Source organism: Ectothiorhodospira sp. PHS-1 (genome assembly GCF_000225005.1).
Taxonomy (GTDB): Bacteria; Pseudomonadota; Gammaproteobacteria; order Ectothiorhodospirales; family Ectothiorhodospiraceae; genus Ectothiorhodospira.
This window is the reverse complement of sequence record NZ_AGBG01000010.1, coordinates 15,305-29,877: the sequence shown is the minus strand read 5'-3', so window position 1 is coordinate 29,877 and position 14,573 is coordinate 15,305. Positions and strand designations below refer to the sequence as shown.

General features: G+C 64.7%; 9 protein-coding genes. 2 read left to right on the top strand and 7 right to left on the bottom strand.

Annotated features, from left to right (window positions below; all coding sequences use genetic code 11):
* Positions 1–29 precede the first annotated feature (29 nt).
* Positions 30–3,791: a methionine synthase gene (gene metH / locus ECTPHS_RS06065; RefSeq protein WP_008931817.1), complete on the bottom strand. Its 3,762-nt coding sequence runs from the start codon at positions 3,789–3,791 to the stop codon at positions 30–32.
* Positions 3,792–4,056: 265 nt separating this feature from the next.
* Here metH and ECTPHS_RS06060 point away from each other — a divergent pair, with 265 nt between their 5' ends.
* Positions 4,057–4,767 carry an arginyltransferase gene (locus tag ECTPHS_RS06060; protein WP_008931816.1) on the top strand — a complete coding sequence of 237 codons (711 nt, stop codon included), beginning with the start codon at positions 4,057–4,059 and terminating at the stop codon, positions 4,765–4,767.
* A 52-nt stretch (positions 4,768–4,819) separates the two neighbouring features.
* Here the strand turns inward: ECTPHS_RS06060 and ECTPHS_RS06055 are convergent, their stop codons facing one another.
* From ECTPHS_RS06055 to ampD, 4 genes are all read right to left on the bottom strand, one after another.
* Positions 4,820–5,584: an inositol monophosphatase family protein gene (locus ECTPHS_RS06055; protein ID WP_008931815.1), complete on the bottom strand. Its 765-nt coding sequence runs from the start codon at positions 5,582–5,584 to the stop codon at positions 4,820–4,822.
* Positions 5,585–5,643: 59 nt separating this feature from the next.
* Positions 5,644–6,255, bottom strand: a complete 612-nt coding sequence (locus ECTPHS_RS06050) for a histidine phosphatase family protein (RefSeq protein ID WP_040405306.1) — start codon at positions 6,253–6,255, stop codon at positions 5,644–5,646.
* 65 nt (positions 6,256–6,320) lie between these two features.
* Positions 6,321–7,196: a regulatory signaling modulator protein AmpE gene (gene ampE, locus ECTPHS_RS06045; RefSeq protein WP_008931813.1), complete on the bottom strand. Its 876-nt coding sequence runs from the start codon at positions 7,194–7,196 to the stop codon at positions 6,321–6,323.
* Positions 7,197–7,488: 292 nt separating this feature from the next.
* Entirely contained in the window at positions 7,489–8,037 is a 549-nt protein-coding gene (gene ampD / locus ECTPHS_RS06040) for a 1,6-anhydro-N-acetylmuramyl-L-alanine amidase AmpD (protein WP_008931812.1), read from the bottom strand.
* A 69-nt stretch (positions 8,038–8,106) separates the two neighbouring features.
* Between ampD and rep the strand changes: the two genes are divergently transcribed.
* The gene (gene rep, locus ECTPHS_RS06035) at positions 8,107–10,107 is read left to right on the top strand and encodes a DNA helicase Rep (protein ID WP_008931811.1); all 2,001 of its coding nucleotides are present in this window, start codon (positions 8,107–8,109) and stop codon (positions 10,105–10,107) included.
* Positions 10,108–10,122: 15 nt separating this feature from the next.
* On the opposite strand, the gene ECTPHS_RS06030 is transcribed toward rep, so the two are convergent.
* On the bottom strand, positions 10,123–11,841 hold the full coding sequence (locus ECTPHS_RS06030; protein WP_008931810.1) for a potassium/proton antiporter: 1,719 nt from the start codon (positions 11,839–11,841) through the stop codon (positions 10,123–10,125).
* Positions 11,842–12,063: 222 nt separating this feature from the next.
* A complete protein-coding gene (locus ECTPHS_RS06025; RefSeq protein ID WP_008931809.1) occupies positions 12,064–14,538 on the bottom strand; it encodes a heavy metal translocating P-type ATPase in 2,475 nt (824 codons plus the stop codon).
* Positions 14,539–14,573: the final 35 nt, after the last annotated feature.

The window sequence follows — 14,573 nt, the reverse complement described above, 5'->3', positions numbered from 1 at the left end:
TCCGATGGATGTGGTGGTGTGGATGGGGGTCAGTCCGGATCATAGCCCAGGTTGGGGGCCAACCAGCGCTCGGCGGTCTCCAGGGGCATGCCCTTGCGCCGGGCGTAATCCTCCACCTGATCCCGGTTGAGCTTGCCCACGGCAAAATAGCGGGACTCCGGGTGGGAAAAATAGAATCCGGACACGGACGAGGCGGGTGACATGGCATAGCTGTCGGTGAGGGTCATGCCGGCGTGGGTCACCGGGTCGATGAGTTCCCACAACAGGCCCTTCTCCGTGTGCTCCGGGCAGGCGGGATAGCCGGGGGCCGGTCGGATGCCCTGATATTTTTCCTTGATCAGGTCCTCGTTGGACAGGGCCTCGCCGGCGGCATAGCCCCAGAACTCACGCCGCACCCGTTCGTGCAGGTGTTCGGCAAAGGCCTCCGCCAGACGGTCCGCCAGGGCCTTGATCATGATGGCGGAGTAATCGTCATGGGCGGCCTCGAAGCGGGCGACGTGTTCGTCGATGCCGCCGCCGGCGGTGACCGCAAAGGCCCCCAGATAGTCCCGCGGACCGCTCCCCTGGGGGGCGATGAAATCGCTCAGGCACATGTTCGGGGCCTGACGGGGCTTGCGGGTCTGCTGGCGCACATGGTGCAGACGCATCAGCGGCTCATGGCCCGCGGCATCCCGGTAGAGCTGGATGTCGTCGGCATCCACCCTGGCGGCCGGGAAGAAGCCCACCACCGCCCGGGCCCGGAGCCAGCCCTCGTCGATGATTCGGCGCAGCATGGGCCGGGCATCGGCAAACAGCCGGGTGGCCTCCTCGCCCACGATCTCGTCTTCCAGGATGCGGGGATAGGCGGCATGCAGATCCCAGGCACGGAAGAACGGGGTCCAGTCGATGTAGTCCACCAGCCGGTCCAGGGGATAGTCGTCAAATCGCAGCAGGATGCTGTCGGGACCATGAAGACGCAGGATCTCCGGGGCCGGCCCGCCCACGGACGGGGCTTGGTCCGCGTCCAGGACAGCGGGGCGCGGCGGGGTGTAACCGGACCAGTCCACCGGCGTCCGGTTGGCCCTGGCCTCCGCCAGGGTGAGCCAGTCCTGGGTCTTGCGGCGGGCGGCATGCTGCTGGCGCACGTCCGCGTATTCAGCGCGGATCTTCTCCCCATAGGGGCCGCGCAGCTCCGGGCTGACCAGACTCTGGGCCACGCCCACCGCCCGGGAGGCATCCTTCACCCAGACGGTGACCCCTTCATAGGCAGGGGCGATCTTCACCGCGGTATGGGCACGGGACGTGGTGGCACCACCGATCATCAGCGGCGTGCCGAAGCCTTCCCGCTGCAACTCCGCCGCCAGATGGGTCATCTCCTCCAGGGACGGGGTGATCAGGCCGGACAGGCCGATCACGTCCACTTTATGTTCCCGTGCCGCCTCCAGGATCTTTTGCGCGGGCACCATGACCCCCAGGTCGATGACCTCGAAATTGTTGCACTGGAGCACCACGCCGACGATGTTCTTGCCGATGTCGTGGACATCCCCCTTCACCGTGGCCATGAGGATGCGACCGTTGTTCTTCGAGTCGTCGCTCTTTTCCGCCTCGATGTAGGGGATCAGGTGGGCCACGGCCTTCTTCATCACCCGGGCGGACTTGACCACCTGGGGCAGGAACATCTTGCCGGCGCCGAACAGGTCCCCCACCACGTTCATGCCATCCATGAGGGGGCCTTCGATCACATGAATGGGTCGGTCGAAGGTCAGGCGAGCCTCTTCCGTGTCTTCCACCACATAGGCGTCGATGCCCTTCACCAGGGCATGCTCCAGACGCTTGGCCACGGGCAACGACCGCCAGGCCAGGTCTTCCTTGCGGGTCTCGCCGCCGGTGTCGCGGAACCGGTCGGCGATCTCCAGCAGGCGCTCGGTGCCATCGGGACGGCGGTTGAGCACCACGTCCTCCACCCGCTCCCGCAGATCCGGCTCGATCTCGTCATAGACCACCAACTGGCCGGCATTGACGATGCCCATATCCATGCCCGCACGGATGGCGTGGTAGAGGAATACGGCGTGAATCGCCTCCCGCACCGGGTTGTTGCCACGGAAGGAGAAGGAGACGTTGGAGACCCCCCCGGACACCAGGGCATGGGGCAAGGTCTGCTTGATGCGGCGGGTGGCCTCGATGAAGTCTACGCCGTAGTTGTTGTGCTCCTCGATGCCGGTGGCAACGGCAAAGATGTTGGGGTCGAAAATGATGTCCTCGGCCGGGAAACCCACCACCTCGGTGAGGATTTGGTAAGCCCGCCGGCAGATCTCCACCTTGCGGTCCTCGGTATCCGCCTGGCCGGTCTCGTCGAAGGCCATGACCACCACCGCCGCGCCGTAACGCCGCAGCAGGCGGGCCTGGCGAATGAAGATATCCTCCCCTTCCTTGAGGGAGATGGAGTTGACGATGCCCTTGCCCTGGATGCACTTGAGTCCGGTCTCGATCACCTCCCACTTGGAGGAATCGATCATCACCGGCACCCGGGAGATGTCCGGTTCGGCAGCGGCCAGGCAAAGGAAACGCTTCATGGCCTCCAGTGCATCCAGCATGCCCTCGTCCATGTTCACGTCGATGACCTGGGCACCGCTTTCCACCTGCTCGGCGGCCACTTCCAGGGCGGTTTCGTAGTCGCCGTCCTTGATCAGGCGCTTGAAGCGGGCACTGCCGGTGACGTTGGTGCGCTCCCCCACGTTCACGAACAGGGTGTCGGCGGTGATGTTGAAGGGCTCCAGACCCGACAGGCGACAGGCGGGGGCGATCTCCGGCACCGGACGGGGGGGATGTTTCTCCACCGCCTCGCGAATGGCCCGGATGTGGTCCGGGGTGGTGCCGCAACAGCCGCCGACGATGTTCAGCAGGCCGCTGCCGGCCCACTCACTGATCTCCTCAGCCATCTGCGCCGGGGTCTCGTCATAGCCGCCGAACTCGTTGGGCAGACCCGCATTGGGGTGGGCGGAGACATGGGTGTCGGCAATGCGGGAGAGTTCTTCCACATAGGGCCGCAGTTCCTTCGGTCCCAGGGCGCAGTTGAGGCCGATGGAGAAGGGTCTTGCGTGGCGCAGGCTGTTCCAGAAGGCCTCGGTGGTCTGACCGGTGAGGGTGCGGCCGGAGGCATCGGTGATGGTGCCGGAGATCATTACCGGCCAGCGTTCGCCCCGATCCTCGAACAGGCCTTCCACGGCAAACACGGCGGCCTTGGCGTTGAGGGTGTCGAAGACGGTTTCGATCATCAGGATGTCCACCCCGCCGTCCAGCAGGGCCTCGGCGGCCTCCCGGTAGGCGGCCACCAGTTCATCGAACCAGACGTTGCGAAAGCCCGGGTCGTTGACGTCCGGAGAAATGCTGGCGGTGCGGTTGGTGGGACCGAGGATGCCGGCCACATAGCGGGGACGGTCCGGGGTCTTGCGGGTGTATTCGTCGGCCACTTCCCGGGCCAGGCGGGCGGCCTCCCGGTTGATCTCCGGCACCAGGTCTTCCATGCCGTAGTCGGCCATGGCGATGCGGGTGGCGTTGAAGGTGTTGGTTTCGAGAATGTCGGCGCCGGCCTCCAGGTAGGCGGCGTGGACCTCGCGGATGATGCCCGGCTGGGTCAGCACCAGCAGGTCGTTGTTGCCCTTGATGTCCGACGGCCAGTCAGCGAAACGCGCTCCCCGGTAATCGGCTTCCTGCAATCCATAACCCTGGATCATGGTGCCCATGCCACCATCCAGAATCATGATGCGGCGCTGGATCTCCTGGTGCAGCTGAGTGAGTCTGTCGGAATTCATGGACATCTATCCATCGGCGTTAAAGTTTTCGAGGATAACATGCCTGCCGGCCCCATTCGTAGGCACCATGCAACTGATCCAGGTCAGAGATTTACGGCTGACTCTGAACTAACCTCGAAGCATGGTTGAAGGATGTTTACCGGGTCTCCTGGTCCTTGACCATCCGCCCGTTTGATTGGCGGGTTTCCATCCTCACACGGTTTCGGGCCGCCCCTGGCGGCCCTTTTTTTACCTTCTCACTGGCCAAAGGATCCGGACTCACACCGTGTCCCGACATGAATCCCTGATCTTCTACGCCACGGCGCCGGATACCTGTCCTTATCTGGAAAACAGGAAGATGGTGAGCCTGTTTGCCGATCCGGGCGGACCGATGAGCGTGGCCGTCTACGGGGAACTGCTTCAGCACGGATTTCGTCGCAGCGGCAGTCATGTGTACCGGCATCAATGCCCACAGTGTCGAGCCTGTGTGCCCTATCGGATACCGGTGGCGACATTCACGCCGGATCGTAGTCAGCGCCGGGTGCTCAAGCGTAACGCCGGGCTGTCGGTCACGATCCGGGAAGCGAGGTTTGATCCGGCCCATTACCGCCTGTACACGGCCTACGTGAACCACCGCCACCGGGGCGGCGGCATGGACGACCCCACGCCGGAAAGCTACCTGGGATTCGTGACCAGTCGCTGGTGCCGCACCTGGCTGGTGGAGTTCAGGGAAGAGGATTCCCTGCTGGGTGTTGCGGTGGTCGACCGGCTGCCGGATGCCCTGTCGGCGGTATACACCTTCTTTGACCCGGCGGCCCAGGCACGCAGCCTGGGTACCCTGGCGATCCTGTGGCAGATCCGGCAGGCGCGGGAGGAAGGCCTGACCCATGTCTATCTGGGCTACTGGAATGCCCAAAGCCCCAAGATGGCCTACAAGAACCGCTTCCAGCCGGGGGAAAGACTGATCAACGGCATCTGGACACCCGTCACCCCCTGAAGGCGCCTGAGCCGCGCACCCCGGCAGACATTGGGTCGCAGGCCCGGCTTTCTTACGGGTTGAGCAGCGTCAGGGCCTCGGCATGCAGCTCCGGGGTGGCCGCCGCCAGCACGCTGGTGGTTTCCAGGGTCAGGGGGCCGCCCTGAAGATCGGTGAAGATTCCACCCGCTTCACGCACAATCACCGCCAATGCCGCAATATCCAGGATATTGACGTCCGATTCCACCACCAGATCGATACGCCCGGAGGCCAGCAGATGGTAGTGGTAGAAATCCCCATAACCCCGGGTCCGGTTCACCCGCTGGACGATCTGGGCCAGACCCTGCCAGCCGGGACCACCGGCCAGGGTCTTGACGTTGCCGATGGACAGGGTGGCCGCCTCCAGGGTGCGAATATCGCTCACCCGGATGGCCTCCCCGGCCAGGAAGGCACCGCCGCCCGTTTCCGCATAGGCCATCTCCTCGAACTCGGGGGCATTGGAGACACCGGCCACCAGTTCGCCGTCACGGCGCAGGGCGATCTGGGTGGAGAAGAAGGGATAGCGACGCACGAAGCTCTTGGTGCCGTCGATGGGGTCGATGAGCCACAGGCAGTCCGAATCCATGCGCTCCTGCCCGGTTTCCTCGCCATAGATGCCATGGTCGGGAAAGGCGGCGGCGATGATGGACTTGATGGCCTTTTCCGATTCCAGATCGGCCACCGTCACCGGCGTCTGGTCCGGCTTGATCTCCACCGCCACATCCTGACGATAGTAGCGCTGGATCACGTCCTGGGCACTCAGGGCGGCGTCGATGGCGGTCTTCAGGAATGGGGTCATGGCAGCTCCCGGCAGTGATGGAAAGGGCGCAAGGTTAGCATGAGCCGCGGGGGCTGCGATCAAGCGGAGTCGGCCAGATGCCGGCGATTGACGAATTCCAGCATCATGCCCCGGTCATCCCGCCGCAGACGGGTCACGCCCGCATAGGCAATCTTGATGCGGTACATGGCCTCGGTGGGCACCTCCAGCGCGCCACAGACCGCCGCCCGGATCACCCCCGCGTGGGTCACCACCAGCAGATGTTCATCCTCATGCCGGCGGATCAGGTCATCCAGCGCCCCATCGACCCGTCGGCGAAAGTCTTTCAGTGGCTCGGCGCCCCGGGGGCGGGCCCGCATGGGATCACGGAAGAAGGCGAGGAACGCCTCCGGGCTGTTTTGCCGAAGCTCCGTCGGGGTACGCCCCTCCCAGCTGCCGAACCCCACTTCCCGCAGATCCGGCACCTGGGTGAGCGGCAGATTCAGGGCATGGGACAGCGGCACCGCGAAATCCAGGCAGCGACGCATGGGGGAACTGATGATCCGGCTCCAGGGACCCGAGGCCGGGGCGCAGCCGCCCACGGCCCGCCACATCTGCTCCAGGCCCTGCTCGCTCAGGGGGTCATCCACGCCGCTGCCCCGGTAGCGTTCGCCGCCGGCCGGTTCACCATGGCGCAAAAGGTCGATACAGATCATGGGGGAAAATCCTGCCCTGCCGGGCCATGGGGCACCGGCAGGGCCATCGAAACGACGAGGCGCTAGCCGCTCACCCCGACGATGGTGAGCAGCGCCAGAATGGCCACGAAGGCGATCACGCTGCGAAATACCAGACTGGAAGCACGCTCCACCGCGGAACGGGCCTCCAGGGGCGCCTTGAGTTCTTCCTCGGTGAGCTGGATGGCCTCGCAACCGGCATCCCGCAACAGGGCCTCGTTCTCGGCCGCCATGTTGCCCCAGCTGCCCAGAATGCCGGCACGCAGCACGGGGAAGGCCCGGTCGAAGCTGCCGGTCAGGGCGTAGAACAGGGCCACCAGACGGGCGGGAATCCAGTCCAGCAATCCCTGCAACTGGGTGGCGGTCTGCTGGAAGCCGTCCGGCTCCGCCCCCTGGGGTGCGCGCATCAGGTTGGCCAGACGATACAGCAGGGCACCCACGGGCCCCAGCACCACAAACCAGAACAGCACGGCAAAGAGACTGCCGTTGCTGCCGGTGAGCATTGTCTGCAGGACGGCCCGGGCGCGCTCGGCGGCATCATCCGGGACCTGATCTCCCAGCAGGTTGCGGGCATGCTTCATCTCCCGCTCCTCGTCCTTCATGGCACCGGCCTCCAGGAAGGCGTCCACTTCCTTGCCCAGGTTGCGGGGCCCGATGCTCAGCAGCAGCACGGCCAGGGCGATGAGCACGCCCACCAGGCCACCCAGGATCCCGCCGACAAGCTGCATGAGAATGACCAGCACCACCAGCGGGATGGCCACGGTGATGACCAGTGTCGGTGTGCCGCCAAGACCGAACCCTTCGCAACGTCCTCGTACCAGGCTGGTATATCGATCCAGCCAGGAGAAGTGCCTCAGGTTTTCGACGGCATTCGTGAAGCGTTCCACAAATAGTGTGACAAGTATGATGAACAGTGACATGGCGGGCTTCCCGGGTTTGAAAAGGTGACTAAAGTTTCGTTGCTCAAAATCCTGCTTGCAAGTTTCGGCGCTACCGGATTCAGTACGAAATCACATGATTTTGTCCAAGCAAAAAACTTGGATTTACTTTTAAAAAGTTCTGAATGCGCCCATCTGTTGTCGCACCCGGCAAATGCCCTCACTCCCGACATTTGCCGTCACTTCCGCGATAGCGGGAGTCCAGAACATCCAGTCCGCGATGGATTCCCGCTTGCGCGGGAATGACGCATTCAGAACTTCCCATGTCCGGAGGTCAGGCATCCGACAATACTTGCAACCTGGACCATTCAAAACAAGGTCCTGGATCAGTCTTTCGGCCCGGAGCGATATCGGAATGACCCACCACCGGGGCATCGGCCAGGCCGGTATAGGTCTTTTTCAGGACGGTGATGAGTCGGGCCAGCCGCTCATACTGGGCACCGGTAAAGGGATGAACATCACTGCCTTCCAGTTCGATGCCGATGGAAAAGTCATTGCAGCGTTCCCGCCCCTGAAAGCAGGACACCCCCGCATGCCAGGCCCGCTGGAGAAAAGGGACATACTGCACCATTTCACCATCGCGCCGGATCAGGACATGGGCGGAGACCCTGAGCCCCTGGATCCGGGCGAAGAAGGGATGCCCCTCCGGCGGCAGGGCATTGGTGAACAGCCGGTCGATCCAGGGTCCTCCGAACTCCCCCGGCGGCAGGCTGATGGCGTGGATGACGATGAGTTCCGGCGTCATCCCCGGCGGACGCGCATCCTGATTGGGGGAAGGCACCCGTGTTGCGATGTCCAGCCAGCCGGTGGTGTCGATGTCCATAAAAGCCCTGAAAGCCTTGAAGTCCTGATAATTTGATAAAATGCCGCCCCGCCCCACACCCCCGTCGCCATGGACACCCTCAACCCGCAACAACGCGCCGCCATCGAGTACGTGGATGGCCCCTTGCTGGTGCTGGCCGGTGCCGGCAGCGGCAAGACCCGGGTGATCACGGAAAAGATCGCCCACCTGATCCGTCATCAGGGGCTTTCCCCCAAGCGGATCGCCGCCATCACCTTCACCAACAAGGCCGCCCGGGAGATGAAGGCCCGGGCCGGCAAGCTGCTGTCCCGGGAGGAAAGCCAGGGCCTGACGGTCTCCACCTTCCATACCCTGGGCCTGGACTTCATTCGCAAGGAGATCAAGACCCTGGGCTACAAGGCGGGATTTTCCATCTTCGACGCCGCCGACGCCCTGTCCCTGCTCAAGCAACTCACCCACCGGGACGACGATGCCGTGGAGGCCGAATCCGCCCGCCATCGCATCAGCCGCTGGAAGAACGACCTGCTCACCCCGGAACAGGCCCTGTCCCACGCCGAGGATGACCTGGAGGCCGCTCAGGCCCGCCTGTATGCCGCCTACCAGCGGGCGCTCAAGGCCTACAACGCCGTGGACTTCGATGATCTGATCGTGCTGCCCGTGCGCCTGCTGGAAGAGAATCCGGAAGTGCGCGAGCGGTGGCGTCATCGCCTGCGCCACCTGCTGGTGGACGAGTATCAGGATACCAATACCTGCCAGTACCGTCTGGTCCGCCTGCTGGTGGACGTGGACGCGGGACTCACCGCGGTAGGGGACGACGACCAGTCCATCTACTCCTGGCGCGGTGCCCGGCCCGAGAATCTGGTGGCCCTGCAACAGGACTACCCTCACCTGAAGATCATCAAGCTGGAGCAAAACTACCGCTCCACCAACCGCATCCTGCAGACCGCCAACCACCTGATCGCCAATAATCCCCATGTGTTTGAAAAGCGCCTGTGGAGCGGCCTGGGCCAGGGCGATCCCATCCGGGTGCTGCCCTGCAAGGACGCGGACCACGAGGCAACCCGGGTGGTGTCCGAGATCATGAAGCATCGATTCAAGCACCGCCTGGAATTCAAGGACTACGCCATCCTCTATCGGGGCAACCACCAGGCCCGGGTATTTGAAAAACTGCTGCGGGAAAACAACATTCCCTACAAGGTCAGCGGCGGCCAGTCCTTCTTCGAGAAGGCGGAAGTCAAGGACATCCTGGCCTACCTGCGTCTGCTGGCCAACCCCGACGACGACAGCGCCTTTCTGCGCATCGTCAATGTGCCGCGACGGGAGATCGGTGCCGCCACGCTGGAAAAACTGGGAGAGTATGCCGGTCGCCGCCATGTCAGCCTGTTCACCGCCTGTTTCGAGTTCGGCCTGACGGAGACCCTGTCCGCCCGGGCGGCGGAGCGGCTGCAGGCCTTTGCCCAGTGGCTGCAGGACAAGTCCCGGGCCGCGACCACCGGCGACCCCGCCGCCGTCGCCAAAAGCCTGGTGGAGGAGATGAACTACGAAACCTGGCTGCTGGACCAGAGCGCCACCCCCAAGGCGGCCTCGAAACGCATGGAAAACGTGCAGGAAGTGCTGGACTGGATGGGACGCCTGGCCAAGGAAGGGACCGGCGACGGCAAGAACATCGGGGAAATCGTCGCTCACATGACCCTGATGGACATCCTGGACCGGGCCGGCGGCGAGACCGAGGCCGACGGGGTGCATCTGATGACCCTGCATGCCGCCAAGGGGCTGGAGTTTCCCTGCGTCTTTCTGGTGGGCATGGAGGAGGAACTGCTGCCCCATCGGGTCAGCCTGGAGGAAGACACCCTGGAGGAGGAACGTCGCCTGGCCTACGTGGGCATCACCCGGGCCAGGAAGGCCCTGACCCTGACCTATGCCTGCCGACGCACCCGTTTCGGCGAGACGGTGGAGTGCGAACCCAGCCGCTTCCTGGGGGAACTGCCCGAGGAACACCTGGAATGGCCCGACGCCCGCCCCCCGGATCCGGAAGAAGTCCGGTTGACGGGGAAGGCCCACCTGAACAACCTCAAGTCCCTGCTGGGGTAAAGGTATCCGAAGTGTTCAACGGCTGAGTTTGAGACCCACCCGGGCGATCCTGTCCGCCGCCATCTCCCGCACCACCAGTTCCACCTCGCCGCACTGCAGCCGGTCCCCCACCACCGGCTGGGTGTTCAGGCGATCCAGGATGAATTCCTCCAGGGTCATGCCCTTGGCGGATTCAGGCAGCTTGAGACCGTAGATCAGGGACAGATCCTCCACCTTGGCGTAGCCGTTGAGCACGAACTCACCGAAGAACTTGCGTTCGGACAGGCGTTCCGGCGCCGAACTGGCCACGAACAGGCGATCCAGCACCTTCAGGTCATCGGGGGAGGCCAGCAGGTAGAGGTAATCCCCCGCCCGCAGGTCCAGCATGTCCAGGGTTTCCAGGATGACCTTGTCGCGGACATGGGCCACCACCCGCACGCTGCGCGGCAGGGTGAAGCTGGTCCATTTTTCCCGGACCACCGGGGTATTCTCCGCCAGCCGGTAAGCCACCAGTTCCAGCTCCTGTTGACCGGGGATATCCAACTCCACCCGCTGCACCATATGGGTGGTGGGCGGCACTTCCAGCCGCAGCCAGCGGGCCACCGGCGTGATGGTCCAGCCCTGGACCATCAACGAAATGATGACCACGAAGAAGACGATGTTGAACAGCATCCCCGCCGCCTCGATGCCCGCCAGCAGGGGGAACAGGGCCAGGATGATGGGCACGGCCCCCCGCAGACCCACCCAGCCGACGAAGACCTGCTCCCGCCAGGGAAAGTTGAAGGGCAAAAGACACAGCCACACCGCCAGGGGCCGGGCCACCAGGATCAGCACGGCGGCGATCAGCAGGGCATCCACAGCCACGGGCATCAGCTCCGAGGGTGTCACCAATAGCCCCAGCATCAGGAACATGCCGATCTGGGCCAGGCTGGCGATCCCATCGTGGAAACGGTTCACGTACTGGGCGGCCTGCATGGGTCGGTTGCCCACCACCAGGCCTGCCAGATAGATGGCCAGGAATCCGCTGCCCTGCAGCACCGAGGCCAGACCGAAGATGGACAGTCCTCCGGCCAGGGCCACCAGGGGATAGAAACCCTGGGAGATCTCCAGCCGGTTGATGAGCCAGACCAGTCCCAGGCCGCCGAGGATGCCCACCAGGGCGCCCAGCCCCATCTGGCGAATGAATTCCCACAACACGGTGAGCCCCATGTTGCCGTGGCCGCCCACCAGCAGTTCGATGAGCACGATGGTGAGAAAGATGGCCATGGGGTCGTTGGAGCCGGACTCGATCTCCAGGGTGGAGCCCACGCGCTGCTTCAGCTCAAGCCCCCGGGAATGGAGCAGGGAAAAGACGGCGGCGGCATCGGTGGAACCGACGATGGCCCCCAGCAGGAAGCCCAGCATCCAGTTGATCTCCAGCCACCAGGCGGCGAAGGCGCCGGTGATGCCGGCGGTGATGATCACGCCGATGGTGGCCAATCCCAGGGCCGGGCGCAGCCCCACCCGGAAGCTGTCGATGGGCGTGCGCATGCCGCCGTCGAAGAGAATGATGGCCAGGGCCAGGCTGCCGAACAGGTGGGCCATCTGGATATCTTCGAACTCGATCCCGCCCGGACCCTGCTCCCCCAGGAGCATCCCGATGAATAGGAACACCAGCAGCAGGGGGACTCCCAGGCGTCGCGTGATGACGCTGGAGAGGACGCTGCCCAACAGGATGAGGCTGCCGAAGAAGATGATTTGGTTAGTGAGGTCCATGCATAAACTTTATCAGCCTTATTAAAAAAAGGCATGAGCTTAATAATCTGTTGCATGGGCCATTGATGAGAGGAACAGGGGGGATGACAGCATGGAGAAGGCAATGCACCGCACAAAAAAAGGGCCGGATATCCGGCCCCAAGCGTGCGAGAAGAGGAGAAATGCGACACACGCCTTAAATAATAATCTTTCTCATTATCATGTCAACCGATTTTTGAAAATTTATTCCGCCGGGGCAAAGCGCTTGAGTCGCAGCGCATTGGTCAGCACCGAGACCGACGACAGGGACATGGCCGCCGCCGCAAAGACCGGCGACAGCAACAGCCCGAAGAACGGGTAGAGCACGCCGGCCGCCACCGGCAACAGGGTGGCGTTGTAGGCAAAGGCCCAGAACAGGTTCTGCTTGATATTGCGGATGGTGGCCCGGGACAGGGCGATGGCATGGGCCACCTGGCGCAGATCGTCGGACATCAGCACCACCCCGGCCGATTCCATGGCCACGTCCGTACCGGAACCGATGGCCAGACCCACGTCCGCCGCCGCCAGGGCCGGCGCATCATTGATGCCGTCGCCGACGAAGGCCACCTTGTCCCCGGAGGCCCGCAGACGCTGGACCGCGTCCACCTTGCCCTCCGGCAGCACCTGGGCCACCACCTCGTCAATGCCCAGCTGCCGGGCCACCGCCCGGGCCGTGCGCTCATCGTCGCCGGTGATCATCACCACCTTGAGTCCCAGGGACTTGAGACGGGACACGGCCGCGGCCGACGACGGCTTGGGCGGGTCGGAGATCCCCAGCAGGGCCGCCGGTCGGTGGTCAACCGCCACCAGCACGGGGGTACTCCCCTGCCCCGCCAGCCTTGCCACGGCTTCCTGGGCGTCTCCCAGGTCAACGCCCGCTTCGGCCAGGAAACGGGGCGAACCGATGATCAGTTCATGCCCTTCCACCCGGCCCTGGAGTCCGCGTCCGGTCAGGGACTCGAATCGCTCCACCTCAGGCAGGGTCAACCCCCGCTCCCGGGCACCACGCACCACAGCCTGGGCCAGGGGATGCTCCGAGCGGGCCTCCAGGGCCGCCGCCAGGGTCAGGACCTCGCTCTCATCCCGCTCCCCCAGCACCGAGACCCCGGTCAGCTCGGGGCGCCCCCGGGTCAGGGTGCCGGTCTTGTCCAGGGCCACCACCTGCACATCCCGCAGGGACTGCAGGGCATCACCGCCCCGGAACAGCACCCCCATCTCCGCCCCCTTTCCGGTACCCACCATGATCGAGGTGGGGGTGGCCAGCCCCATGGCGCAGGGGCAGGCGATGATAAGCACCGCCACCGCATTCACCAGGGCCAGGGTGAGTGCCGGCGCGGGACCGAAGAAGAACCAGACCAGGAACGTGACCAGGGCGATCCCCATCACCGCCGGGACGAAATACCGGGTCACCTGGTCCACCAGATTCTGGATCGGGAGCCGGGCGGCCTGGGCGGACTCCACCATGCGGATGATCTGGGCCAGCACGGTGTCCGAACCCACCCGCTGCGCCTTCAGGGTCATGGCGCCCTGGCCGTTGATGGTGCCGCCCACCAGGGCGGCACCGACCGGCTTGTCCACCGGTACCGGTTCGCCGGTGATCATGGACTCATCCACCCAGGACCGGCCTTCCTCCACCACCCCGTCCACCGGGATGCGCTCCCCCGGCCGCACCTGAACCCGGTCACCGGGCAGGACCTGATCCACGTCCACCTCGGTCCAGTCGCCGTCGCGCCACACCCGGGCGGTGCGGGGACGCAGGCCCATGAGCGTGCGGATGGCCTCGGACGTGGCGCCCTTGGCGCGGGCTTCCAGATACCGCCCCAACAGCACTAAAGTGATGATCACCGCGGAGGCCTCGTAGTAGACGTGCACCGACTCCGCCGGCAGGATCCCGGGCAGGAAAGTGGCCACCACGGAGTAGCCATAGGCGGCGGAGGTTCCCAGCATGACCAGGGAGTTCATGTCCGGCGCCCCCCGGATCAGGGCCGGGCCACCCTTGCGATAGAACCGCAGCCCCGGGCCGAACTGCACCCCGGTGGCCAGCAGGAAGAACAGCAGATACACGGTCTGGGTACCCACCGCCCCATGCACCATGTGATGAAAGGCGGGGAAGACATGCCCCCCCATGTCCAGCACCAGAATCGGCAGGGTCAGGGCGACCGCCAGGATCAGGGCGCGGCGCAACCGGGACAGCGTCTGCTTGCGCTCGGTCCGTTCCCGGTCTTCCCGGTCCGGCCCGGCCTCGTGGACCCGGCTCTCGTAGCCGGCCTGGGTGATGCGCCGGGCCAGTTCCGCGGCGGAGAGGGCACCGGCGGGGATTCGCACCCGTGCCTGGCCGGTGGCCAGGTTGACCCTGGCCTCCAGTACGCCCGGGGTCCGCTCCAGCAGGGTCTGCACCCGGCTGCTGCAGGCGGCGCAGCTCATCCCGGAGACATCCAGGATCAGGGTATCTTCGGCCACGTCATAACCGGCCTCGCGGACGGCGTGGACCAGGGCGACGACATCGGGCGTGGTCGAGGTGGTGACGGCGGCCTTTTCAGTGGCCAGGTTGACGCTGACGGTATCGACACCCGGAAGGGGTTTCAGGGCATCTTCCACCCGCGTGACGCAGGCGGCACAGCCCATGCCGGTAATGGGCAGGGTCAGTGTGCGGGAAGGGTCATGACTGGAACGGGACATGGGGCTTGCCGGAAAAGGGCCGGCGTCCAGATTAA